Raw genomic sequence first — 25,466 nt, 5'->3', positions numbered from 1 at the left:
AAATCTATTTTAATAAGTAGACTGTGCCGTATTTATCATTGTCATTTATTTGATAAATACGGCACTTACTAACTAAACGTATTATAATGACCCCGGAGATGATGATATGCATCCTTACATTCTCGAGGCTGAAGGCATCAGCAAGCAATTTCCTGGTGTAAAAGCGTTGAATAAAGTGGGCATTAAAATAAAAGCAGGAAGTGTCCATGCATTAATGGGAGAAAATGGTGCAGGGAAATCAACCTTGATGAAGTGTCTGATAGGAATATATCATCCCGATGAAGGAACAATAAAAGTAAAAGGTGAAGCGATTACCTTCAGTGATACATTAGATGCACTCCATGCCGGTATTGCAATGATTCATCAGGAGCTAAATCTAGTCCCTCATATGACGGTGGCAGAAAATATTTGGCTGGGGCGTGAGCCTGTTCATTATGGTTTTGTTAACCATGATTTGCTCAACAGCAAAACTAAGGATTTATTAAAACATTTAAATATAAATTTGAAACCAGACATATTGGTTGGTGAATTGAATATTGCTAGCCAACAAATGGTGGAAATTGCTAAAGCGGTTTCTTATGATGCAGATATTTTAATCATGGATGAACCAACATCGGCACTGACTGAAGGTGAAGTTTTTCATCTGTTTGCAATTATTACTGAGTTAAAAGAGCAAGGGAAAGGCATTATCTATATCAGCCACAAGATGGATGAAATATTCGAAATTACTGATGAGGTTAGTGTATTTAGAGATGGTATGTTTGTTGCCACAGATAAAACTGCAAACCTGACAAAACAGTCACTAATTACGATGATGGTTGGTCGTGAACTCACCCATATGTTCCCAAAGTTTAATAATAATATTGGTGAAGAAGTGTTACGGGTTAGTGGGTTACGACGAGATGGGTTATTTCGCGATATCTCCTTTTCCATAAAACGAGGCGAGATATTGGGTGTTGCTGGCTTGGTTGGTGCTGGTCGTAGTGAAGTTATGGAAAGTTTATTTGGCATGCATCCCGCAGACAGCGGCGAGATCTTTATCGAGGGTCTTCCAGTCAATATTGACTCCCCGTCAAAGGCTATCGAACAAGGACTGGCTTTCCTTACCGAAGACCGAAAGAAATCAGGCTTATTTTTAGTTTTGTCTGTAGTTGAGAATATGAGCATTGTGAATCTTTCGGAGTACATTAATAAAAAAGGGTTTGTCAGTCACGGGCAAATGGCCCAAGACTGTATGGATCAAATTAAAAGATTAAATATCAAAACACCTACGATGGATCAAATAATTAATAATCTAAGCGGTGGTAATCAACAAAAAGTGCTCATAGCACGCTGGTTATTAGCTCAGCCAAAAATACTTATTCTGGATGAACCTACGCGAGGTATTGATGTCGGGGCAAAATCAGAGATTTACCGTTTGATTAGCGAACTGGCAAACCGTGGTGTTGCCATTATTTTAGTTTCCTCTGAGTTACCTGAAATTCTGGGCATGAGCGACAGAGTCATGGTTATGCACAGTGGACACATCACTGGAATACTCGATAAGCAAGATGCTAGCCAAGAAAAAATAATGGCACTGGCCTCAGAATAATTACTGGGAGGTAACGATAATGAGTAATGTTAAAATTGAGAAATCATTAACGGTTGAGTCAACAAAAGCATATTCATTCATATCTGGATTTAAAGGGAGATTACCTAAAGATACCGGTATTTTTATTGTTATGATCGGTATTGCATTGATTTTTGAGTTTCTTGGTTGGTTTATTCGCGACCAATCATTTTTATTGAACCCTAATCGATTATTATTAATCGTTCTACAAGTGTCTATTATAGGTATTATTGCCGTCGGGGTGACACAAGTTATTATCACTACCGGTATTGATCTCTCATCAGGCTCTTTAATCGCATTAACTGCTGTCGTCGCTGCGAGCCTGGCTCAGACATCAGAAAGTATTTCGCCTATGTATCCGCACTTATTAGATTTACCTGCTGCTATTCCCATTACTGCTGGAGTAGGGGTAGGGATACTGTGCGGATTTATTAATGGCTTTTTGATCACCCGTACAAGTATTCCACCCTTTATTGCTACATTAGGGATGATGGTTTCTGCCAGAGGGCTTGCCCAATATTACACTAAAGGCAATCCGGTAAGTTTTCTCTCTGATGATTTTACAGCGATTGGGCAAGGTGCCATGCCCGTTATCATCTTTTTGGTTATTGCAGTGATATTCCATATTGCACTGAAACACACCCGTTATGGTAAATATGTCTATGCCATCGGCGGGAATATGATTTCAGCAAAAGTCTCTGGTATTAACGTTAATAAATATCTGGTAACGGTTTATACCATTGCCGGGGGATTAGCTGGCTTGGCTGGCGTGGTGCTGGCAGCGCGCGTCAGTAGCGGGCAATCAAGCATGGGCCAATCTTACGAGTTGGATGCGATCGCGGCTGCCGTTATTGGTGGTAGCAGCTTGATGGGTGGGGTTGGTCGTATTACCGGTACGGTAATTGGTGCTGTGATTTTAGGACTGATTAAGAGTGGTTTTACTTTTATTGGTGTGGACTCCTACATTCAGGACATTATCAAAGGCATCATTATTGTCAGTGCCGTCGCCATCGATATGCATCGTAATCGTAACAAGCGCTAATGCATTACTCTGGCTTGGCTTCATGTTCACGAACAGACTGGGTTATCTACCCGTACCGATAACCACAGTAGTTTAATAAGATAAAATCGAATGGCAGATAGGTAGTTATTAGTAATAGAGAGCAAATTGGCTGATTGGTACATTCTTATCAACAGCCAGTTGCTTTATCGCAAGTAAATGCATTGTCTCACACCCCCGGAGTTTTTCCCAAAGCGTCTATTGATTATCATTTATGTTATAGTATAACATAACATCTTTGGTGTTCAACAAGGAGCTATTTATGCCTAAAAAATATAACTACCTATCCATAATTACATTGAGTATTTGTGTTTCATTGATCAGTTTTAAATCATTTGCGCATGGTAAACATAGTCACTCACATGAACACCATCAATCAGACGCTGCACGCAAAGCAAGCGAGGGGATTTTTGCAGATAAAGATGTTAAGGATAGGGGGTTGAGTGATTGGGATGGAGTCTGGCAATCGGTTAATCCTTATTTATTGAAAGGGGATCTCGACCTGGTATTAGTCAATAAAGCGAAAAAAAATAAAGATAAAACAGTTGAAGAATACCGAGAATATTACCGCCAGGGCTACGCTACTGATATCACTATGATTGGCATTGAGAAAAACACCATTGATTTCCACACCGCAGATGCTGTTAATTCATGCAAGTATAGCTACTCTGGCTTTAAAATAATGCACTATGACTCAGGGAAGAAGGGAGTACGCTATTTATTCGAATGTAAAGATACTAACTCAAAAGCACCAAAATTTGTCCAATTCAGTGACCATATAATAGAACCACAAAAATCCCATCATTTTCATATTTACACGAGCAATGCGTCGCATGAAGTATTGCTTAAAGAAATGGATAACTGGCCAACGTTTTATCCAATCACATTAGGCAAAGATGAAATAGTTCACGAGATGTTGCACCACTAAAGTTGGTGTTACCCATTTTTTGCCAATAAGAGAAGACCATGCATCTGCATGGTTTTTTTGTATGTTATTCAAGCGAGTATTTTGGTCGGTAGGCTAAATATTAACCCATTTGATTTTGTATTTGCCACAGATGAGCGACGCACACAGCTACATACACCTGCTATTTCTATGGTTATTCGGTAGGATACATGGCGGCTAAATCTCAAAATGTGATATTTATAAAACATCTTTTCATTAAAATTGAAATTTTGTTTTTAGAGTGCTATGTTCTGCACAGTCAAGTCTAACTATCACATCCAATGGGCCACAGCTCATTGGCGCAAAGGAGAGAACATAATGAAAATTGCACTGATGATGGAAAACAGTCAGGCAACTAAAAACGCCATCATTCTGAAAGAGCTGAACGCTGTAGCCTCGGAAAAAGCGTACCCGGTATACAATGTGGGCATGAGTGATGAAAACGACCATCATCTGACTTATATTCATCTGGGGATCATGGCCAGCATTCTGCTCAACTCCAAAGCAGTGGATTTTGTGGTCACTGGCTGTGGTACTGGCCAAGGCGCAATGATGTCATTAAACATCCATCCAGGTGTTGTATGTGGATATTGCATCGATCCTGCTGATGCTTTCCTGTTTGCTCAGATCAATAACGGTAATGCATTGTCACTGCCATTTGCCAAAGGTTTTGGCTGGGGTGCTGAATTAAATGTGCGTTATATCTTTGAAAAAGCGTTTACTGGCGTGAAGGGGGAAGGTTACCCGCTGGATCGTAAAGAGCCACAGGTGCGTAATGCCGGTATTCTGAACCAAGTGAAAGCTGCGGTAGTGAAAGAAAACTATCTTGATACACTGCGTTCTATCGATCGCGAATTAGTGAAAACCGCCGTAAGCGGTGCACGTTTCCAGCAGTGCTTCTTTGATAACTGCCAAGTTGAAGAGATTAAAGCTTTCGTGAAAGAAGTGCTGGCGTAACGATAGCCTCAAGTGATTACAGAATAAAACAAGGCTCCTGAAAAGGAGCCTTTTGCTTATTTGATACCGCTATACTCTAAATAATTCGAGTTGCAGGAAGGCGGCAAGCGAGTGAATCCCGACGAGCTTACTGTAGTAAGTGATTCGGGTGATTGAGCGCGGCCAACACACATGCAGCTTGAAGTATGACGAATATAAAACACCTAAGGCCAACTGTTAACACTTAGGCGATGCCCCCTGTGGTGGTAGATAGCGTAGTGGGTCAAGTGCGGTTGCCCGGTAACGGATTTGGAAATGCAACATCACCGTATCTGTACCTGTGCTGCCCATGGTGGCTATTTTTTGCCCTGCTTTTACATCTTGAGCATTATTCACTAGCATGGTGTCGTTATGGGCATAAGCGGTGATGAAATCCTCACCGTGTTTAATCATTATCAGGTTGCCATAACCACGTAACTGATTCCCGACATACACAACTCGCCCTTTGGCCGACGCGTAGATTGGCTGCCCACGTTTAGCCGTAATATCAATGCCTTTATTGCCACCGTCGGCGGTGGAATAGCGCGATATTATTTGGCCATTAGTCGGCCAGCGCCAGCACCGACTCGCACCTGGTGGTGGTGTCGATTTAGCGAGTACAGTACTTGAGGATTTACGCTTAGTTGATGTTAGTCGCCCTGACGCAGCAGAACTGCTGAGCTGAAGTTTTTGTCCAACTTCAAGTCTATAGGGGGGGCGGAGCTTGTTGATGCGGGCCAGGTCACTCACTTCGCTGTCACTGATCCATGCAATAAAATAAAGCGTGTCGCCTGATTTAACGGTATACGACTTATCGTTATAACTGCCTTTTGGCAATTTGGTGTAGTCACGATTGAATTTGTTTGAGCACCCAGCCAATAGCAAGACAACCATTGCATATACCGCCAACCATGGCCACAACTGCATTCTACTTTTAGTGTTCAAAACTTTTCCTTTATCATCATCATCGTGATATCAAACTCCCTCAGCCGCTATATTAACATTTGAACTATAAGGTTCAAAAGCCTGTGTAAGGTTATCGTTTAGGATCTATGGTAATTGGCAAGACTAAGATGGCTCACAAAATTTTGTGATACGGTAGTAACCCCAGATTAGCGCTTTCCTGTGGAATGAAGCACTCTGGCGGGTAGTCGCCGTTGCTGCTTGCAGTGTGTGAGCTTATGAGTCGTATAATATCATCATGGCTAATATAGTTGAGCCGGTTTATTATTTTGTGATAAATATGTCATTACTAATTAGATATGTCTTATTCATAAAATATTAATCTGTATATAAATAAGCGTATATGCTTGCTAATGAATAGTAGCCGCAATAGCACAATAATTGGGATGTACCCTATAATGTATCGATGGCTAATTGTTTATGATAGGCGAAATTAAATGTAAGGTTGTAGGTGAGGGTAATATAGACAGCGCCAGACAAGATAACGAATAAAGGATTTTTATGTACAGTAAACATACTCTGGTGTATTTACCCGCGCTGATGACTGCGGTATTTCTGCTTACCGGGTGCCCACCACCACCTGATCTAACTCAATGGCAGCGCCCTAATACCACGGTGGATGAGGTGCGCGTAGCAATGGGGCAATGTGGTATTCCTCTGCCAGGGCCTGAGCCAGATTTTACTGATAACGAAACGGTCCTGTATTACCAATGCATGGAACAAAAAGGTTTTACTTTTAAACACGGATTTAAAATTTGTGATGTGTACAAACAAACACCGGCCTGTATTAATAAGATACAGGGGTTCCCATTAAGCCTGCAGCAACTCGAAGCCCTGCCTTTTGTCGCTGATAGTGGATTTCACCCTATTAAGGCAAGTTCAGGTGTCGATGAATCTTCGCTGATAAGTTGGCGTAAGGCAGGAGCTTCACTGCATTTTTCACACGCGCTTGATAATAACGCGGAGGCGTTACAAGTAATGTATCAATGTGGTTATCCACAACCACTGGGTTCAAATCCTTTCGATCCTACAATTAGAAAGGCCGCCGAAGTGCAGCGGTGCATGTTGGATAAAGGCTTTGAGCCCAAAAAGAAACTCGCTTTAGTTTGCCGTAACTACCCACAAGTAACGGGTTGCCAGTAATGATATTTTCATTTTGCGGTGCTAAATACCGTAACATCCATACCGCTGGATATTCTGGTTTAGGCACATGTAAGAGTGGTTAGCTCAGTGAAAAATTCGGCCTTGGCTAATTCAGGGGGCATATTTAGCTAAAATATCTTTAGACTCCCATCTATGACATAAAAAAACCACGCGATCGCGTGGTTTTAAAGTAATAACTGAAGCTTGTGGAGGCGAGAGTATTAGACGTTAAACAAGAAGTTCATCACGTCGCCATCTTTTACGATGTACTCTTTACCTTCTGAACGCATTTTGCCGGCTTCTTTCGCGCCTTGCTCACCCTTGTAGGTGATAAAATCCTCAAAGGCGATAGTTTGCGCGCGGATAAAACCTTTTTCGAAGTCAGTGTGGATTTTACCGGCAGCTTGTGGTGCAGTTGCACCTACCGGGATGGTCCAGGCCCGCACTTCTTTTACACCGGCAGTGAAATAGGTTTGCAGATTCAGCAATTCATAACCGGCACGGATCACACGGTTCAGACCGGGTTCTTCAATACCTAACTCAGCCATAAATTCAGCACGGTCTGCATCTTCCAACTCAGCAATATCAGACTCAACAGCAGCACAAACGGCAACCACTACAGAACCTTCCGCCGCAGCGATGGCACGAACCTGATCCAAATATGGGTTGTTTTCAAAGCCATCTTCATTGACGTTAGCAATGTACATGGTTGGCTTCAGGGTCAGGAAACTCAGATAACGGATAGCGGCTTTATCTTCTGCGGTCAGGTTCAACGCACGCAGCATGCCAGCATTTTCTAAATGTGGCAGGCATTTTTCCAGCGCTTCCAGTTCCGCTTTAGCGTCTTTATCGCCGCCTTTGGCTTTCTTCTGAACACGATGCATCGCGCGTTCACAGGTTTCGAGATCAGAAAGCGCCAGTTCAGTATTGATGGTATCAATGTCATCAACTGGATCAACTTTACCAGCAACATGGATGATGTTGTCATTTTCAAAACAACGAACTACGTGACCAATTGCTTCAGTTTCACGGATGTTGGTCAGGAACTGGTTACCCAGGCCTTCGCCTTTGGATGCGCCTTTAACCAAACCTGCAATATCGACAAATTCCATGGTCGTTGGCAAGATGCGCTGAGGCTTAACAATCTCGGCCAGTTGGTCCAGACGCGGGTCCGGCATTGGCACCACACCCGTGTTGGGTTCAATGGTACAGAACGGGAAGTTAGCTGCTTCGATACCCGCTTGTGTCAACGCGTTGAACAGGGTGGATTTACCAACGTTAGGCAGGCCCACAATACCGCATTTGAATCCCATGTTTTATATCACCTTAAATAACTTAAAAATCAACTCGTTAGGGTTAACGTGCTGATGTAATCAAAATTTATATCGCCATTATACACATAATGATGATTTATCTCGATCATGCTGTTTCACCACCGCAAACGCTTATGCCGTAAGGGCTAGTAGGTAATTGATTTTTCTAACTCTGTGGCCAAGGTCACGCTTATGCTATCTGAAGTTTCCTGGGCAATGTCCGATAACTAACTATTACAGTCCGCATACTGAATTTGGATAGTTCCAATGGAAATGAGTATCTATAAATGGCTGATAGTCATCTTGTTCGCAGGCATGGTGGGTATTATGGGAATGCGCTTTCTAACGGCAGATGTTGAGCCTGCAGCACCTTCATTTGCCGAGTTAGTTGATCAGTATGGTGTGGAAATTGAAAATCACTCGGGCAAGAGCGTTAGGTATGTAGGATACAAAAAAAATACTCTTTATGAAGATTTCGACAGTATCCAGTTGAAATTTTCCGCAGTAACCGACAGGTTTGAACGCAGCCATGATCTGTCGGATAACAAAAGAAAGGCATCGGATTGGGATACGCTTTTCTGTACCGATAAACTGGGTGATATTGCGGATGAATATGATGGTAAAAGTAACAATTTTCTCGGGCGGGTGAGGGTGATATTCTCCGGTGTGGTGCTAACGGCTGAGGGGCAACAGGGAATTAATGCGCTGTGCAACAAAAATGAGTAACAGCTGGTACAGGCACCCCGGCTAATGCTCGTTCGCCGGGGAACCGGGCAAGTGTTATAGACTGGCCTTAAAGGAGTGCAGGCGATTCATAGCCTTGGTAATATCTTCTTTGAGCAGTATTTCAGTACAGCGGATAGATTCATCAATGGCATCGTCAATTAAGGTCTGTTCGCTGCTTGGCGGTTTACCTAAGACAAAACCAGTAACTTTGCTTTTATCACCCGGATGACCAATGCCGATGCGCAAACGGTAGAAATTAGGGTTATTCCCCAACCTGCTCTGAATATCTTTCAGGCCGTTATGACCACCGTTCCCACCCCCTAGTTTTAATTTAGCCACGCCCGGCGGGATATCCAACTCATCGTGCGCGACTAAAATCTCTTCCGGCAGAATACGGTAAAACCCAGCCATGGCGGCTACGGCCTTACCACTGAGATTCATAAAGGTAGAGGGTACCAGCAAGCGAACATCTTGCCCTGCCAGATTTAGCCTTGCAGTATAACCGAAGAATTTGCTCTCTTCTTTCAGTGGTTGATTATGGCGCTGCGCCAATAAGTCCACATACCAGGCACCCGCATTGTGGCGGGTTTGGGCATATTCAGCGCCCGGATTTGCCAGCCCAACGATTAATTTAATACTGCTCACGTCGCCATTCGCTATAACTAAAGGAATTAAAGTGCCATAGTTTACCTGTCATGGGGCGTAATAACAAAACCAAGCGGTAATGGAAGTCGTAAGGGAGCTACGCGGCCCATCCTTCCTGTGGAGTTAATAGTTCAAGATGTGAATAGTTACCAATATGTATAATTCAAGTTTGATGCCAAATGTCTGGATTATGTAAAGATTTGTTGAAATATATCTGCCAGTTGTGATCACAAGCGCAATACCTTCATCACAAGCCTGACTATACTTAGTTATTAAGTGGACATGAATAATCGCATTAAGCAAGCAGTTTTCAGTGCTCGGCTCAGTGATTATTTATTGGCAACCTAAGTGGAGGTGGCATATGAAACGTAAAAGCGCAGCAATGGTTGGTAATGTGCTGATGGGATTAGGTTTGGTTACTATGGTCGGAGGGGTGGGTTACTCAATCCTGACCGAGGTTTCTCAACTGGGTCTACCGCAATTCTTTGCCCATGGTGCCGTAATGAGTATTTTCGTCGGTGCACTGTTGTGGTTAGTCGGCGCACGTATCGGTGGGCGTGAGGAAGTTGCAGATCGCTATTGGTGGGTTAAGCACTTTGACAAACGTTGTAATCGTAATCAGCGCCATTCATAGCAATTAATGAGCCATTAGCGGCTAATAATCGCGTAATAGCGGAGCTGCAAACATAGAACCTGTTTTTTTGGCTTTTAATTGAGCTAATGGTCAGGAGGAGTAAATAATGGCTCGACGAGCTATTAGACAAGAATTTACTGATCAAGATGTTACTGATCAAGGTGTTATTGATCAAGAGTAGAAAACCCGTTGTCGCATCTGCTTCAACGGGTTTTTCTTTATCTGCTTTAGCTCACGCATTATCTGCATCAGCTAATGCATTGCACAATATCAACTCGTTATGAATCCCGTTTGCAATGCCCACCAAGTGACCTGTCGCAAAAATAGCCTAACGGTTAACTGCGGCCAAATAGCACCGCAGGGATATCCACAACCTAATACTGATTAATGCTCAAACATCGCAGAGATAGACTCTTCATTGCTGATACGGCGGATAGCTTCAGCCAACATGCCAGACAGAGTCAGAGTACGTACATTTTTTAATGCCTTGATTTCAGCCGACAACGGGATCGTGTCACAAACAATCACTTCATCGATAACTGAATGTTTGATATTTTCAACCGCATTGCCAGAGAAGATCGGGTGAGTCGCGTAAGCAAATACACGCTTGGCACCACGTTCTTTCAGGGCTTCTGCTGCTTTACACAATGTGCCACCGGTATCGATCATATCGTCAACCAACACGCAGTCACGGCCAGCCACGTCACCGATGATGTGCATCACCTGAGAAACGTTAGCGCGTGGGCGGCGTTTGTCGATAATCGCCATATCAGTATCGTTTAGTAGTTTTGCAATGGCTCTGGCGCGAACAACGCCGCCGATGTCTGGAGAGACAACAATTGGGTTTTCCAGATTCTGCTGCAACATATCTTCCAGCAGGATTGGGCTACCAAATACGTTATCAACCGGAACATCAAAGAAGCCTTGGATCTGTTCAGCATGAAGATCCACTGTCAATACGCGGTCAACCCCAACACTTGAGAGAAAATCGGCAACAACTTTGGCAGTGATAGGTACACGGGCAGAACGCACACGGCGATCCTGACGAGCGTAACCGAAGTAAGGAATAACAGCAGTAATACGTCCTGCGGAGGCGCGACGCAGGGCATCAACCATGACAACCAGTTCCATCAGGTTATCGTTCGTGGGTGCGCAGGTGGACTGGATGATGAAAATATCACCACCGCGTACATTTTCGTTGATTTGCACGCTCACTTCGCCGTCGCTAAAACGACCTACAGCGGCGTCACCAAGACTGGTGTACAAACGGTTGGCAATACGTTGTGCTAGTTCCGGGGTGGCGTTACCAGCAAAAAGCTTCATATCAGGCACGAGAAGAACCTCAGGCATGCGTCCAGAGAAGATATTGTCATATCAGTAATCAGGGGCGATTATTCATACTGATTGCAATATACATACGGGTATTTAAAGCCCAAACACGGTGAATAACCGTCATCATTCAAATTACAGGTGTGTCGACTGCTCTCGTTCACCCGCATCACTCACTCATGTAAGTTCATCGGGATTCGCTCGTTTGCCGCTTTCCTATATCTTGAAATCTATTGGGTACAAAACAGTATTATGAACCGGCTTTCAATCAAGTGGGACAGGTATTTTCAGAACTCAAGGTGAGTAGAGCCATTACATCGGCCGTACTCACGCTGTAAATCGCTACCTGTGCTCACTGCTTTCAATTTTCCCAGAGCGTACACGATGCAGGGGCGAAACATTCACACCACGAGCAACAAAACCATGCAACCACTGCGGGGCAATACTTAACACCTGCCGGGCCGATGCTTCAGTGTCGAATTCTGCAAACACACAAGCGCCGGTTCCGGTAAGGCGTGACGGAGCGTATTCTAACAGCCATGAAAGAGCCTGTTCAACCTCGCGAAAACGTTTTCTTGCGATCGGTTCGCAATCATTTGCGTATGGAGTGCTTAAAAGCGCCGCCAGTGGGCGAACTGGCGTATTTCTTTTTAATTCAGGATCGGAAAAAATAATTGGTGTTGGGATGCTTACACCGGGGTGTACGACCAAATACCACTTCTCTAAAGGCTCGGCTGGCTGCAACTTCTCGCCAATTCCTTCAGCAAAGGCCGCATGTCCACGAACAAACACCGGTACGTCGGCACCTAATGTTAGCCCGAGGGTGGCTAATTTTTCATCAGACAAACCACATTGCCACAGCAAATTGAGTGCAACCAACACCGTTGCCGCATTGGAAGAACCACCACCCAGTCCTCCCCCCATCGGCAAGCGTTTATCAATACTGATATCGGCCCCCCGAGGTATTTTTACCGCGCCGGGTTGTTGTTGTGAGTGTTGTTGCAGCAATCGTGCCGCTCGCATTATCAAGTTCTGCTCGTTGGCAACACCCGCAACTGGCGTTAATAAGCGAATCTGATTGTCATCTCGTGGCACAATAGTCAACTGGTCGCCATAATCGAGAAACTGGAACAGGGTTTGTAACTCATGATAACCATCAGCCCGTTGCCCGGTGATGTAAAGAAACAGATTTAATTTGGCCGGTGAGGGCCACACATGTTGCTGCGTGCTAACCATGTTATTTGACAGTCCAATTATCCATTTTTAGTTTAATTCGCTGCCCGCCCTGGCTCAGTTCCATACGGCTTGGTAATGCTGGCGTCACTTGAGTATTGTATTCCTGATAATCCACCACCCACGTCATCCCATTTTGTTTATACGTCAGTTGCTTAAGGCGGTATTTATCATCAAGGGTGAAGTCAGTGGTATCACCAGGTAACCCGAGAATCCATTGGCGTAGGCTTTCTAATGGAATGGACATCCCGGTCAACTTCTGAATCATTTCTTGTGGGTCATCACTGACATAGCGTTTACCTTGATTATCAGTTAACTGGGTCACGCCGGGTTGTACCACTAATTCCAGTTCCGTGCTGCCCAACGGGTTGGTCAGTAATAGGCGATAACGCTCAGGTGCGGTTTGCTGCCAGAAAAAACGCGCATAGACTTTTTGTTTTTCAGAGATATAGGCAAAAGCACCCCGCGTCTGGAATTGGCTCAATTGCTGTAATTGTTGCTCATGTTGACGCCACTGTGGCGATGTTGGGCTGGTCGCTGGCCCTGTCGGTGGGGTGGTGCTACAGGCAGCCAGTAACAGTGTTGCTAAAGGGAGCAGGCGATAAAAACTGATTTTATACATCGACATATGGCTATAAATCCTATCGGCCGCAGGGTTTTCACTGGCGACGCGTCTTTGATGAGGTCATTTCGATAAGTAATCATTATTGATAAAACAAATCATTTGATACGTAGCTTATTGGTATCTGAGGTGCTCACGCTAACGGGCTGAAGGCCTAGCGTCAATATCTTGTTCTATTTTGTACTGGGTCTACACAATATTGTTGTACAACAGATAACCAAATTATGACCATAATGTATGATAATAGTTAGGATATTGCACTGTGACTTTTATTGAACCCGCGCATCAAGTAGAATGCGGTTCAGACGAGAATCCATACTAACATCAGTATTACTCGAAGCCGTTCTCATGACTCTGCTCGCATTAGGCATTAATCACAAAACTGCTCCTGTATCGTTACGTGAACGGGTGACATTTTCACCGGAATCGATCGATCAGGCGCTTGTCAGCTTGCTCCAACAACCGTTGGTGCAGGGCGGTGTCGTATTGTCTACGTGTAACCGGACTGAGTTGTACCTCAGCGTAGAACAGCAAGAAAATCTGCATGAACAACTTATCGCCTGGCTGTGTAGCTATCACAAACTCAGCCCGGATGAAGTGAGAAAAAGTCTGTATTGGCATCACGGAAATGACGCAGTCAGTCATTTAATGCGCGTTGCCAGCGGGTTAGACTCGTTGGTCTTAGGCGAGCCACAAATCTTGGGGCAGGTGAAAAAGGCCTTTGCTGAATCTCAGCGTGGTCAATCATTGTCTGGTGAGTTGGAGCGCTTGTTCCAAAAATCTTTCTCGGTGGCCAAGCGAGTTCGGACAGAAACAGAGATCGGTGCCAGTGCCGTTTCGGTGGCTTTTGCTGCCTGTACCCTGGCGCGTCAGATATTTGAGTCGCTTTCTGAACTGAATGTGTTGTTGGTTGGTGCCGGGGAAACCATTGAGCTGGTGGCACGTCATCTGCGTGAACATCAAGTCAAGCATATGATTATCGCTAACCGTACCCGTGAGCGAGCACAAGTGCTAGCGACAGAAGTGGGGGCCGAAGTGATCACGTTGCCGGAAATTGATGCCCGGCTGGCCGATGCCGATATCATTATCAGTTCAACTGCCAGCCCATTACCTATTATTGGTAAGGGGATGGTCGAACGTGCGTTGAAAAGCCGCCGCAATCAGCCGATGCTGTTTGTCGATATCGCCGTACCACGGGATATCGAACCGGAAGTGGGTAAACTGTCTAATGCCTATTTATACAGTGTTGATGATTTACAAGCGATAATTCAACACAATATGGCGCAACGTCAGGCCGCTGCAGTACAGGCCGAATCGATAGTACAGCAGGAAAGCATGAATTTTATGGCCTGGCTCCGTGCGCAAGGAGCGGTTGAAACTATTCGTGATTATCGCTCTCAGGCCGAACAGGTTCGCAGTGAAATGACGGCTAAAGCCTTGGCCGCCATTGAGCAGGGCGCTAGTGTAGAACAAGTGGTGAATGAATTGGCCCATAAGCTCACTAACCGCCTGATTCATGCTCCTACCAAATCCCTCCAGCAAGCCGCCAGCGATGGCGATATGGAGCGGTTACAATTATTACGCGACAGCCTCGGGCTGGATCAGCATTAGTTTCCTCTAATTACAGGGTTTAAAACCACGGATGAAGTCTTCTATTGTTGCCAAACTGGAAGCGTTACAAGAGCGCCACGAAGAAGTGCTGGCGTATCTTGGCGATGCCAGCGTTATTGCCGATCAAGACCGTTTCCGCGCGTTGTCACGTGAATATGCGCAATTGACGGATGTCACCCGCTGTTTTAAAGAATGGCGCAGCGTGCAAGATGATCTCGAAGCCGCAGAAATGATGCTGGAAGATCTTGAAATGCGCGAAATGGCTCAGGAAGAATTGAAAGAAGCAAAAGCGCGCAGCGAAGAACTGGAACAGCAGTTGCAAGTGCTGCTGTTACCCAAAGACCCTGATGATGAGCGCGATTGTTTTCTGGAAATCCGTGCAGGAACCGGTGGTGATGAAGCGGCTATTTTTGCCGGTGATATGTTCCGCATGTACAGCCGTTATGCCGAAGCGCGTCGCTGGAAAGTTGAAATCATGAGCGCCAGTGAAGGCGAGCATGGTGGGTATAAAGAAGTGATTGCCAAGGTTTCCGGTGATGGTGTGTTTGGTCAGTTGAAATTCGAGTCAGGTGGTCACCGTGTGCAACGCGTGCCTGAAACCGAATCACAAGGGCGTATTCATACATCTGCTTGTACCGTCGCGGTAATGCCCGCTATTCCTGAAGCCGAAATGCCAGAAATCAATGCCGGTGATTTACGTATTGATACTTTCCGCTCGTCAGGTGCCGGTGGTCAGCACGTTAACACTACCGATTCGGCAATCCGTATCACCCATATTCCAACGGGTTTGGTGGTGGAGTGCCAGGATGAGCGCTCACAGCATAAAAACAAAGCCAAAGCGATGTCGGTGTTGGGTGCACGTATCCGTGCCGCTGAAATGCAAAAACGCCAATTAGCAGAAGCGTCCGAGCGCCGTAATTTACTTGGTTCTGGTGATCGTTCTGATCGTAATCGGACCTATAACTTCCCGCAGGGCCGTGTGACAGATCATCGGATTAACCTGACCCTCTATCGTTTGGATGAAGTGATGGAAGGCAAGCTGGATATGCTGATTCAGCCGATTGTGCAGGAATATCAAGCTGACCAGCTCTCTGCGTTGTCAGAGCAAGATTAATGGACTATCAGCAGTGGCTGTCGCTGGCGGCAGCCCGTTTCAGCCAGAGTGACAGCCCCAAGCGCGATGCCGAGATTCTGTTGAGTTTTGTCACCGCAAGAGCGCGAACTTATGTGTTGGCGTTTGGAGAGACCGAGCTGGCAGCCGATCAGTTACAGGTATTAGAGCAACTGGCAACCCGGCGTGAGCAGGGGGAACCCATTGCTTACCTGGTCGGGGAGCGCGAGTTCTGGTCACTACCTCTGAGTGTCTCTTCTGCCACGCTTATTCCACGCCCTGACACCGAATGTTTGGTTGAGCAGGCGTTGGCGCTTCTGCCAGTCACTCCTTGCCGTATTCTGGATTTAGGTACTGGTACCGGTGCTATTGCTTTAGCGTTGGCCAGTGAGCGGCCAGACTGTGCTGTGGTGGGTGTGGACATCCAAGCCGATGCTGTTGCTCTGGCTTGCCATAATGCAGAAAAACTTGCGATAGAGAATGTGTGTTTCTTGCAAAGTAGCTGGTTTGACACGGTCAGTGGGCGGTTTGCGCTGATTGCCAGCAATCCTCCTTATATTGATGCTAATGACCCCCACCTTAACGAAGGCGATGTTCGCTTTGAACCACACAGTGCACTCGTCGCACCTGCCGAAGGTATAGCTTCGCTGGATGAAATTATCCGCCGGGCACCTGCTTATTTAGAGGCTGGTGGCTGGTTATTGTTGGAACATGGTTGGCAACAGGCCGATGCAGTACAGAAATTACTTAACACCGCCGGATTTAGTGCTGTAATGACGCATAAAGATTATGGTAATAATGATCGTGTTACTGTGGGGCAATGGATCGCCTAATCAAGAAAAGTCCGATTTTTGGATGGCATTTATTCTGCAACGAATAAAAAAAGCGACAAATAACTAACGTAAATAAGGAAGCGAGAGTCATGTGGGTTGATTACATCGCCATGAAGTATTTGCATTTACTCACAGTGGTTATCAGTATTACGCTGTTTGTATTACGTTTCTTTTGGAAATGTCGCGGTTCAGCTATGATGGACAAACGCTGGGTAAAAATAACACCGCATATTAATGATACGCTGTTATTTGTCAGCGGCATTGTGCTGATTTTTATTACCGGATTTTACCCTTTCAGTCCACAAGGAACATGGCTGACTGAAAAGCTGTTTGGCGTTATTATCTATATCCTGCTTGGCTATGTCGCATTAGGTAAGCGAACCCGCAGCCAGAATCGTCGCTGGCTTGCCTTTATACTCGCATTGGGTTGCCTGTATTTAATTGTCAAACTGGCAACAACTAAGTTACCACTGCTGATGGGATATCTATGAGTAGCATTGCTGATTTTGAATTTAACAACGCGTCCCTGTGTGATGGGGTGCTACTGGTTACCCAGGAGATTCGACAAAATTTTCCACTGGCTGATGTACGCAAGCAATTGCAGCAGCTCGTTGATGATGCACGGGCTGCGATGCCCGCCGATCTCAATCAGGATCAGCAATTAGAAGTGCTTATTGATCTGTTTTACCGTAAATGGAAATTTGGTGGCGCTGGTGGCGTTTATCGCCTGTCCGACGCGATCTGGCTTGATAAAGTGTTGGATAAACGCCAAGGGACTCCGGTATCGTTGGGCGTTATTTTCTTACATATCGCCCATCAATTGGATCTGCCTTTGATGCCAGTTATCTTTCCCACTCAATTAATTCTTCGAGCTGATTGGCTAGATGAAGAAATGTGGCTGATTAACCCGCTGAACGGTGAAACACTCAACGAGCATGTACTGGAAGTGTGGATCAAGGGCAACCTTGGTTTGAGTGCTGAACTGGAAGATGAAGATCTGGAAGAGGCAGAAAACACGCTGATTGTGCGCAAAATGCTTGATACCTTGAAAGCGGCATTAATGGAAGAAAAACAGATGGAATTGGCATTGCGCGCCAGTGAAGCGGTATTGGCTTTTGATCCCGATGACCCCTATGAAATCCGCGATCGCGGCCTGATTTATGCCCAATTGGATTGCAACCATATCGCCATCTCTGATTTAAGCTATTTTGTTGAACAGTGCCCTGAAGATCCAATTGCTGAAATGATAAAAATGCAGATCCACTCCATTGAGCAACAGCGAGTGACATTGCACTGATTTCTTTTATACAGCGGTTATGTGGCAATCACATTTTGCCGCATAAATCGTTGTAATTAATCTCGATTTACCCTTTATAAAGGTATTAGTATGAAACAGAAAGTGGTTAGCATTGGCGATATCAACGTAGCGAACGACCTGCCTTTCGTGCTGTTTGGTGGCATGAATGTGCTTGAGTCGCGCGACCTGGCGATGCGCATCTGCGAACATTATGTCACGGTGACCCAAAAGTTGGGCATTCCTTATGTGTTCAAAGCCTCGTTCGACAAAGCCAACCGTTCTTCAATTCATTCTTACCGTGGTCCCGGCCTGGAAGAAGGGATGAAAATTTTCCAAGAGCTGAAACAACAGTTTGGCGTGAAAATCATCACCGATGTGCATGAAGCCAGCCAGGCAAAACCGGTATCCGAAGTCGTTGATGTTATTCAATTGCCAGCATTTTTAGCTCGTCAAACTGATCTGGTTGAGGCCATGGCCCGCACTGGCGCGGTTATCAACGTGAAAAAACCTCAGTTTGTTAGCCCTGGGCAGATGGGGAATATTGTCGATAAATTTAAAGAAGCCGGCAATGATCAGGTCATCTTATGTGATCGTGGCAGTAACTTCGGTTATGACAATCTGGTGGTTGATATGTTAGGTATCAACGTTATGGTCCAGGCTACTGGCGGTCATCCGGTTATTTTCGATGTGACACACGCATTGCAATGCCGTGATCCGTTTGGTGCCGCCTCCGGTGGTCGCCGTGCTCAAGTGGCTGAATTGGCGCGTGCTGGTATGGCCGTTGGTTTAGCAGGGCTGTTTATCGAAGCGCACCCAGAGCCTAACAGCGCCAAGTGTGATGGCCCATCAGCCTTGCCATTAGACAAGCTGGAGCCGTTCCTGGTGCAGATGAAAGCTATCGACGACTTGGTGAAGAGTTTCCCTGTGTTGGATACCAGCAAGTAACAAGTATTTACGCATAAAGTCTTAATCGAAAAAAGGCAGTGTAGTTACCTACGCTGCCTTTTTTGATACCCGTATCGCTAACTCAAACGTACTAGCTTCTCACGCGTAAAGCCTCTAGCGCCTCTGGCAGTGATCCATAAAAACTCAACTTGCCTTCAATTGGCTGCACTCTGGCTCTTGCCAGCGTCTTCAGCGGCTGGAAAGGAATATCAGTGATAACGAGTTGTTGTTGCTCACTCAGCGCCTCTGTGAAGCGCAGGAACGCATTTAGGCCACCGGCATCCAGAACCGGTACCGCATCCCATTGCAAAATAATGGTCTGATAATTCTCACAGCGGCTGAGTAATTCATTAAATATCCGCTCTGCGGCAGCGAAAAACAGCGGCCCGTTCACTCGCAAAACCAATGTATGCTCATCAACTGCTGCGGGTATCTCACTCAGGCGCGTCATGCGGGCAATACGCCGCATAAACAGCAGTGAGGCCAACACAATACCTACGGTTATTGCAATCACCATGTCGAATAATACCGTTAGGCTCATGCACAGCAACATCACGATAATGTCATCTTTAGGCGCTCGGCGTAGTAGGTCGACGACTTTATGTGCCTCGCTCATATTCCAGGCCACAATCAGTAGCAGGGACGCCATCGCTGCTAAGGGCAGATAAGACAACATCGGTGCCAGCACCAGTAAGGCCAGCAGGACTAACAGTGCGTGGATAATGGCTGATACCGGAGAGGTTGCGCCAGCGCGAACATTAGCCGCAGAACGAGCAATGGCGGCGGTCGCAGTGATCCCGCCAAAGAACGGTGCGACCATATTACCCAGTCCTTGCCCCACTAACTCACTGTTGGAGTGATGCTTTTGTCCCGTCATGCCATCCAACACTACCGCGCAGAGTAACGATTCAATTGCTCCCAGCATTGCCATGGAAAAGGCTGCAGGCAGTAATGCAGAGAAGGTTGCCCAATCCAATACAAATGGCTGACCATTGGCGGCAGGTAAATTCCACGGTAAGACAAATTGCGGCAGTATTGGCGGAATACCGTGGCCTTGGGTACCATCGGCCAGTAAATAGCCAAAGCGCGAACCGATAGTCGCCACTTGATGATCAAATAGGGATAACACCGCCATGACGGCAGTACCCGCAACCAATGCCGGTAAGTGACCCGGTAACTTTAGTTTTAACCGTGGCCAGAGAATTAATACCAGCAGGGTGACGGTTGCAATTAACGTATCACTGAGGTTGATGGTTGGCATGGCCTGTGCCAGAGCGGCAACCTTGCCGACATAATTTTCCGGCACTGCTGTTAGGTGCAGACCAAAAAAATCTTTTACCTGCATGGTGGCAATGGTGATACCAATGCCAGAGGTAAAACCGAGGGTGACTGACAGCGGGATATATTCAATCAATCGGCCAAGTCGCCCCAGGCCCATAAATAATAGAAATATACCGGAGATCAGTGTCGCCAGGAGTAAACCCGCTAAACCAAACTGCTGTGATACGGGATAGAGAATAACCACAAAAGCGGCAGTTGGGCCGGATACGCTGTAACGGGAACCGCCGCTAACAGCAATGACAATACCCGCGATAGCTGAGGTATATAAGCCGTACTGTGGTGGGACACCACTGGCAATCGCCAGTGCCATCGCCAGTGGGATAGCAATAATGCCGACTGTAACACCGGCAATTATATCTTTTAGAAGCCTTTGAAAGGTATAGGTTTCTCGCCAGCAAGCGTCTATAAGCGCGCTGAACGGCCTAATGCCGTTAATTCCGTGCGTTTTCATCTAAGGTGCGAACCAAATAAAGAAAAGACAAAATAAATGGCGGGCCAGTAAGGGTCCGTCTCGAAGTAGCAGAACACAACGATACGCCAATTAGACGACTAAGATCTAGATGTATATCAATCTCAGCCGGAAAATTAGATAACTGCTGGTTTTATGAGAGGGTGGAAATCAACGGATTCATGGTAGGTCAGTGAATTTCTTCTGTGATTAAATGAAAAGTGGTTATTATCGCCCCTAGCTCTTTCTTTTGGCCCCAAGCATCGGAAACTGAATTATAGGCATCCAGTTCAGAGGGTTATCCTGCGTGTACCGCTGAACTAGTGTGATGAGTAGATATCTTGTTACATGAATGGAATAGCTGGCCTCATAATGAAATTATTCAAGAATAAAACCAGCCTCACAGCTAAGATTTGAGTTAGGAACTGTGACTATTAATCAGAATCAACTTTTAGGATTTCCAATGAATAAATTCAACGTAAAATGTGATTTAATATTGGTGGTAAATCAGCCAAACCGATGCCAGTCAACATCCATGCTGAGGATTCAAAGGATTGATACAACGCCATGAGCGAATTAGAGTCTCTCTCGACACTATACCGGGATGCATGTGTTACCTATGCTACTCTCTCAATCAGTTATTTCGCCTTAAGTAGGAATAGTGCATTTTCTTACAATGGGGACGTTTGGAAGCGTATTCTATTTGGTCTCACATCGGGGCTGGTTTCACTTTATCTGAATCAGGATCAGTGGGTGATTTCAGGTACATTTTTCTATAGTTTCGAATTGATTCCGATTATTTTGGTCACCTTCTATGGTGGGTGGTTAAGTGGCTTGACTGCATTGTTAATTAATTTTGCTTTCACCGGCTGGCTTACACTCGATAATATACTCATAACCATAATATTTATTCCGCTCATACTGTCGCGAGTATGGGAGAAAAAAAACAATCGTATTTTTTATACCACAATCTTCGCTATCGCAATTTATCGTATAGTTGCTGCTCTATTCGTTGTCCCGCATACGCTGTCCTGGGCTCCGATCGTGGTTTATCAACTGATTTCCGCGCTCTGTCTGGCGATTTGTTACCATGCGCTGAATTTTAAAGAGCGCCATATCTACGCTTATTTTTCGATGAAAAATCGGGTCAATATCGATAAATTGACCCAGTTAAATAACCGGTCAAGTATCGATTATCGTTTAACGGCAATTCACAACAGTCGCCAGGCGTGTGGCTTACTGATTCTGGATCTTGATCATTTTAAGTCGGTAAATGATACCTATGGTCATAATGGTGGTGATTTACTTTTGACAGAAGTGGGGAAGTTATTGACTTCAAGCATTCGTGATGAGGATTTTGTTGGCCGTTATGGTGGTGAAGAGTTTATCGTTATAACCCGCCGCCACGAACCACAAACGATTAAAGCGGTTGCGGAACGAATTCGTCAACAAGTTGAAAATCTGGCGGTGGTTTTGCCTGATGGCCGTAAAATTAAGGCCACGATATCGATAGGCGCTTCACTTTATTTACCAGGGATGTCGATGCTAAAAGCATTGAAAATGACCGATGAAGCACTCTACCAAGCGAAGAAACAAGGGCGTAATCAAGTTGTGTACAGCCGACTAATGCCATTTTCCCCATTGGGAGACAACATAAATAAAGAAAAGCGCCGCCGCAAGTCGTAGTGCTAAAAATCCCTTATTAACACAAAAGAAAAAGGCCCTGACTTTCGTCAGAGCCTTTTGCTCGAATATGGCGGTGAGAGAGGGGTTCGAACCCTCGATACACTTACGCGTATACACACTTTCCAGGCGTGCTCCTTCAGCCACTCAGACACCTCACCGTTATGTTACCGCGCTACGCACTGCAACGGGGCGGTACTATAAGGACCGGCAGGCTGATGGTCAAGAAGTATTTATCCGTTGCCATTCATCTGGTTATTCTGCGTGCACATAGCGTAAATCACAGGCAAACCAGAGGGGCTAACGCCACTCTTTTGCCTGTAGTGGTGAATCAACCATCACATAATCGGCACCTAAATCTTTAGCTAATTGATAATCTTTGGCAGAATTTATGCCGATCAGCATGATTTTCGCATCTTCACTGTCCTTGAAACAGTCCATGGCCTGTTGATTCCAAACCAATTGGGTCCGGGTTGTCCCTTTACCCAAGGTGAATTTCTCCACAACTTTCACATCGCGTCTTAATTCAAAAGCATAATGCCTATTCTGACTGCTAATGAATGAATTACCCTTATTTTTGGCGATAATGCACTTATCTGCCATAATTGCATTCGCCAATATTTTACGGGTTTTATTACGTGACTCGAATTTACTTATATAATCAGGTAGCGCATCAAGATATTTTTTCTCCGTGGAATAGAAAACAAGGCGGTCAGGTGACAGAATATTCCCCCTCATTTCTGTTATGGCACTTGCTAGTATTTTTGGATCGGCGTCAGGGGATTTTATATCAATAGTGAATTTTGCTTGTGGGAATGATAATAACATATGATGTAATGAGGGGGATCTTCACTCCCCAACCGCGAAATACATATTGATCGTTACTTTTAAAATGATAGGCAGCATCCAATAACTGTAACTCTTCCCAAGAGTGGTCAGAGACAAGGCCGCTACCGTCAGTCAGTTCACTCAAGTCCTTGGGCCGGTATAACACCAAAACACCATCTTTACTGAGTTGGACCGAGACCCAAATAATATCGGCATCATTTGATAGGGCTTTACTGATGGCATATCGAGTATTCTCTGGGAAATCGGCTGTTCCTGCCCGATGAGCAACAATTAAGGGCGAGGCTGATAGTGGGCTAATACACAACGTTAATAATAAATAAATAAAATAAAATCGATTACGTTTCAATTTACACCTCGATAGTTGCTATTGAGTATTTGAAATACGTCTTATCTTGTAGCATGTAAATTTGAAGTGAAATAAAAAAATTAATAATAGAGGTGTTTAATAAAGTGGTTGTGTTTATACCGTCATACTTCAAGCTGCATGTAGCGTTGGCTACGCTCAACAACCCGAATCGCTTACAAATGTAAGTTCATCAGGATTAATGAGCCTCATCCTTGAGGCTCATCCTACGGGCTAGCATAAGTGCTGTTCAAATCGGTTCCCGACCGATTTGTATTTCGTTTTCCGCCTTCCTGCAACTCGAATTATTTAAGGTATATATGTCTGAAACGACATTCGGCAGGAAATAAAGCTATCTGAAGACAAAAAAAAACGGCAATCGATAACAGTCAGATATGAAACCAGACATGTTATCGATTGCCGCTTCGTTTGCTGTAGAGACCTACGCTCATCTACTGGCAAAATATGGCGGTGAGGGAGGGGTTCGAACCCTCGATACGCTTACACGTATACACACTTTCCAGGCGTGCTCCTTCAGCCACTCAGACACCTCACCGTGTTACAACAATCAACTGTGTTACAACAATCAACCGTGTTAACGCGGTCGACCGGCGTAATGTAGGCAAAACTATGTCCAGCGTCAACCCTCTTATGTTGGCTTTGTTACTGTTTAGCTAAAGTTACAACAGTTTGCTGATTTCATCGGCATTTATTGCGGGTAGCACTTGCATCTGATAGTTAATCGCGGAAATCTAGCAGGTACTTTCGCAAGGAGCTGGCAAATAATGAATATTATTTTTTATCACCCGTTTTTTGAAGCAAAACAGTGGTTGTCAGGCATCGAATCTCGCTTACCCTCGGCGAAAATTAGGCAATGGCGGCGTGGCGATACACAACCAGCGGATTATGCCCTTGTCTGGCAGCCGCCTCATGAAATGCTCGCCAGGCGCGTTGACCTGAAAGGTATTTTTGCATTAGGGGCGGGGGTGGATGCTATTTTGGACCAAGAGCGCCGCTATCCAGGCACATTACCCACTGGAGTGCCGTTGGTACGTTTGGAAGACTCAGGTATGTCAGTGCAAATGCAGGAATATGTTGTTGCTAATGTATTGCGATATTTCCGCCGAATGGATGAGTATCAACTGCAACAACAGCAAAAAATGTGGCAACCGTTGGAGCCGCATCAACATGATAACTTTACCGTAGGTATTCTTGGGGCTGGGGTTTTAGGAAAGAGTGTGGCCCACAAATTAGCTGAGTTTGGTTTTACTGTGCGCTGTTGGAGCCGAACACCAAAACAGATTGACGGTGTAACCAGTTTTGCGGGTAACGAGAAATTACCGGCATTCCTGCAAGGAACACAATTGTTGATTAATTTGCTACCTAATACCCCTGAAACGGTAGGTATTCTGAATCAATCACTGTTTTCACAACTGAATAACCGTGCTTATGTCATCAACATTGCGCGTGGCGCACATTTATTAGAGCGTGACTTATTAGCTGCAATGCGTGCTGGGAAGATCGCGGCGGCAACCTTGGATGTCTTTGCCGAGGAGCCATTACCGCCGATGCATCCTTTCTGGACCCACCCACGTATTACTATTACACCGCATATTGCAGCAATAACGCTGCCGGAGGCGGCGATGGATCAAGTGGTTGCCAATATTCATGCCATAGAAGCAGGAAGAGTGCCGGCGGGCCTGGTTGATGTGGTACGTGGTTACTGATTTACATACTGACTCGGTTTGATTGGATATAGTGATAGCCCTGCAAGTAAGGGCTTTTAGCGCTGCTGATGAGAAGAATT

The 25,466-nt window shown here is 45.3% G+C and carries 22 protein-coding genes, 2 tRNA genes and 1 pseudogene; 15 read left to right on the top strand and 10 right to left on the bottom strand.

The window, feature by feature from the left end; translation table 11 throughout:
• Positions 1-106 precede the first annotated feature (106 nt).
• The 4 genes from EL015_RS11875 (at position 107) to EL015_RS11860 (ending at position 4,572) form a co-directional block, all read left to right on the top strand.
• The gene (locus EL015_RS11875; protein ID WP_005185120.1) at positions 107-1,591 is read left to right on the top strand and encodes a sugar ABC transporter ATP-binding protein; all 1,485 of its coding nucleotides are present in this window, start codon (positions 107-109) and stop codon (positions 1,589-1,591) included.
• 19 nt (positions 1,592-1,610) lie between these two features.
• Positions 1,611-2,651, top strand: coding sequence for an ABC transporter permease (locus EL015_RS11870; protein ID WP_005185121.1), 1,041 nt, complete (start codon positions 1,611-1,613; stop codon positions 2,649-2,651).
• Positions 2,652-2,931: 280 nt separating this feature from the next.
• Positions 2,932-3,597, top strand: coding sequence for a metal-binding protein ZinT (zinT, locus tag EL015_RS11865; protein ID WP_032906310.1), 666 nt, complete (start codon positions 2,932-2,934; stop codon positions 3,595-3,597).
• A gap of 336 nt (positions 3,598-3,933) precedes the next feature.
• A complete protein-coding gene (locus EL015_RS11860) occupies positions 3,934-4,572 on the top strand; it encodes an RpiB/LacA/LacB family sugar-phosphate isomerase (protein ID WP_005185124.1) in 639 nt (212 codons plus the stop codon).
• A 216-nt stretch (positions 4,573-4,788) separates the two neighbouring features.
• Here the strand turns inward: EL015_RS11860 and actS are convergent, their stop codons facing one another.
• Positions 4,789-5,517, bottom strand: a complete 729-nt coding sequence (gene actS, locus EL015_RS11855) for an amidase activator ActS (protein ID WP_005185125.1) — start codon at positions 5,515-5,517, stop codon at positions 4,789-4,791.
• Between the two features lie 537 nt (positions 5,518-6,054).
• Between actS and EL015_RS11850 the strand changes: the two genes are divergently transcribed.
• Positions 6,055-6,696 carry a hypothetical protein gene (locus EL015_RS11850; RefSeq protein WP_032906313.1) on the top strand — a complete coding sequence of 214 codons (642 nt, stop codon included), beginning with the start codon at positions 6,055-6,057 and terminating at the stop codon, positions 6,694-6,696.
• A 221-nt stretch (positions 6,697-6,917) separates the two neighbouring features.
• On the opposite strand, the gene ychF is transcribed toward EL015_RS11850, so the two are convergent.
• Positions 6,918-8,009: a redox-regulated ATPase YchF gene (ychF, locus tag EL015_RS11845; protein WP_005185140.1), complete on the bottom strand. Its 1,092-nt coding sequence runs from the start codon at positions 8,007-8,009 to the stop codon at positions 6,918-6,920.
• Positions 8,010-8,276: 267 nt separating this feature from the next.
• Between ychF and EL015_RS11840 the strand changes: the two genes are divergently transcribed.
• Positions 8,277-8,735 (top strand): hypothetical protein, encoded by a 459-nt coding sequence (locus tag EL015_RS11840; protein WP_005185145.1) that lies wholly within the window; start codon positions 8,277-8,279, stop codon positions 8,733-8,735.
• 54 nt (positions 8,736-8,789) lie between these two features.
• On the opposite strand, the gene pth is transcribed toward EL015_RS11840, so the two are convergent.
• Positions 8,790-9,380 carry an aminoacyl-tRNA hydrolase gene (gene pth / locus EL015_RS11835; protein WP_005185149.1) on the bottom strand — a complete coding sequence of 197 codons (591 nt, stop codon included), beginning with the start codon at positions 9,378-9,380 and terminating at the stop codon, positions 8,790-8,792.
• A gap of 361 nt (positions 9,381-9,741) precedes the next feature.
• On the opposite strand from pth, the gene ychH reads away from it, so the two are divergent.
• Entirely contained in the window at positions 9,742-10,014 is a 273-nt protein-coding gene (gene ychH / locus EL015_RS11830) for a stress-induced protein YchH (RefSeq protein ID WP_005185151.1), read from the top strand.
• Positions 10,015-10,398: 384 nt separating this feature from the next.
• Here ychH and prs read toward each other — a convergent pair whose 3' ends face one another.
• From prs to lolB, 3 genes are all read right to left on the bottom strand, one after another.
• The gene (prs, locus tag EL015_RS11825) at positions 10,399-11,346 is read right to left on the bottom strand and encodes a ribose-phosphate diphosphokinase (RefSeq protein ID WP_004390739.1); all 948 of its coding nucleotides are present in this window, start codon (positions 11,344-11,346) and stop codon (positions 10,399-10,401) included.
• Between the two features lie 339 nt (positions 11,347-11,685).
• Positions 11,686-12,579, bottom strand: a complete 894-nt coding sequence (gene ispE / locus EL015_RS11820) for a 4-(cytidine 5'-diphospho)-2-C-methyl-D-erythritol kinase (RefSeq protein ID WP_005185156.1) — start codon at positions 12,577-12,579, stop codon at positions 11,686-11,688.
• Position 12,580: 1 nt separating this feature from the next.
• Positions 12,581-13,204 (bottom strand): lipoprotein insertase outer membrane protein LolB, encoded by a 624-nt coding sequence (lolB, locus tag EL015_RS11815; RefSeq protein ID WP_032906316.1) that lies wholly within the window; start codon positions 13,202-13,204, stop codon positions 12,581-12,583.
• A 342-nt stretch (positions 13,205-13,546) separates the two neighbouring features.
• Between lolB and hemA the strand changes: the two genes are divergently transcribed.
• The 6 genes from hemA to kdsA all read left to right on the top strand — a co-directional run bounded on the left by hemA (position 13,547) and on the right by kdsA (position 18,995).
• Entirely contained in the window at positions 13,547-14,809 is a 1,263-nt protein-coding gene (gene hemA, locus EL015_RS11810) for a glutamyl-tRNA reductase (protein ID WP_005185160.1), read from the top strand.
• A gap of 31 nt (positions 14,810-14,840) precedes the next feature.
• Positions 14,841-15,923, top strand: a complete 1,083-nt coding sequence (gene prfA / locus EL015_RS11805) for a peptide chain release factor 1 (protein ID WP_005185162.1) — start codon at positions 14,841-14,843, stop codon at positions 15,921-15,923.
• On the top strand, positions 15,923-16,753 hold the full coding sequence (gene prmC / locus EL015_RS11800; protein WP_032906318.1) for a peptide chain release factor N(5)-glutamine methyltransferase: 831 nt from the start codon (positions 15,923-15,925) through the stop codon (positions 16,751-16,753). Before prfA ends, prmC begins: the two co-directional genes overlap by 1 nt.
• A gap of 89 nt (positions 16,754-16,842) precedes the next feature.
• Positions 16,843-17,244, top strand: a complete 402-nt coding sequence (locus EL015_RS11795) for a SirB2 family protein (RefSeq protein WP_005185164.1) — start codon at positions 16,843-16,845, stop codon at positions 17,242-17,244.
• Positions 17,241-18,050 carry an invasion regulator SirB1 gene (sirB1, locus tag EL015_RS11790; RefSeq protein ID WP_032906319.1) on the top strand — a complete coding sequence of 270 codons (810 nt, stop codon included), beginning with the start codon at positions 17,241-17,243 and terminating at the stop codon, positions 18,048-18,050. The genes EL015_RS11795 and sirB1 overlap by 4 nt, the downstream gene beginning before the upstream one ends.
• A gap of 90 nt (positions 18,051-18,140) precedes the next feature.
• Entirely contained in the window at positions 18,141-18,995 is an 855-nt protein-coding gene (kdsA, locus tag EL015_RS11785) for a 3-deoxy-8-phosphooctulonate synthase (protein ID WP_005185168.1), read from the top strand.
• A 91-nt stretch (positions 18,996-19,086) separates the two neighbouring features.
• Here kdsA and dauA read toward each other — a convergent pair whose 3' ends face one another.
• Positions 19,087-20,787: a C4-dicarboxylic acid transporter DauA gene (dauA, locus tag EL015_RS11780; RefSeq protein ID WP_005185172.1), complete on the bottom strand. Its 1,701-nt coding sequence runs from the start codon at positions 20,785-20,787 to the stop codon at positions 19,087-19,089.
• Positions 20,788-21,351: 564 nt separating this feature from the next.
• Here dauA and EL015_RS11775 point away from each other — a divergent pair.
• Positions 21,352-22,470, top strand: coding sequence for a GGDEF domain-containing protein (locus EL015_RS11775; RefSeq protein ID WP_126286787.1), 1,119 nt, complete (start codon positions 21,352-21,354; stop codon positions 22,468-22,470).
• 68 nt (positions 22,471-22,538) lie between these two features.
• Here the strand turns inward: EL015_RS11775 and EL015_RS11770 are convergent.
• The 3 genes and pseudogenes from EL015_RS11770 to EL015_RS11760 all read right to left on the bottom strand — a co-directional run bounded on the left by EL015_RS11770 (position 22,539) and on the right by EL015_RS11760 (position 24,215).
• Positions 22,539-22,628: transfer RNA gene (locus tag EL015_RS11770), tRNA-Ser, on the bottom strand.
• Between the two features lie 139 nt (positions 22,629-22,767).
• Positions 22,768-23,662, bottom strand: a pseudogene (locus tag EL015_RS11765) (glycerophosphodiester phosphodiesterase family protein).
• A gap of 463 nt (positions 23,663-24,125) precedes the next feature.
• A tRNA-Ser gene (locus EL015_RS11760) sits at positions 24,126-24,215 on the bottom strand.
• Positions 24,216-24,444: 229 nt separating this feature from the next.
• Between EL015_RS11760 and ghrA the strand changes: the two genes are divergently transcribed.
• Positions 24,445-25,386, top strand: coding sequence for a glyoxylate/hydroxypyruvate reductase GhrA (gene ghrA / locus EL015_RS11755; protein WP_005185180.1), 942 nt, complete (start codon positions 24,445-24,447; stop codon positions 25,384-25,386).
• Positions 25,387-25,466 lie beyond the last annotated feature (80 nt).

This window comes from Yersinia intermedia, assembly GCF_900635455.1.
Classification (GTDB): Bacteria; Pseudomonadota; Gammaproteobacteria; order Enterobacterales; family Enterobacteriaceae; genus Yersinia; species Yersinia intermedia.
Note: the sequence above shows the minus strand (reverse complement) of the source record. Positions and strands in the feature narration are given on the sequence as shown.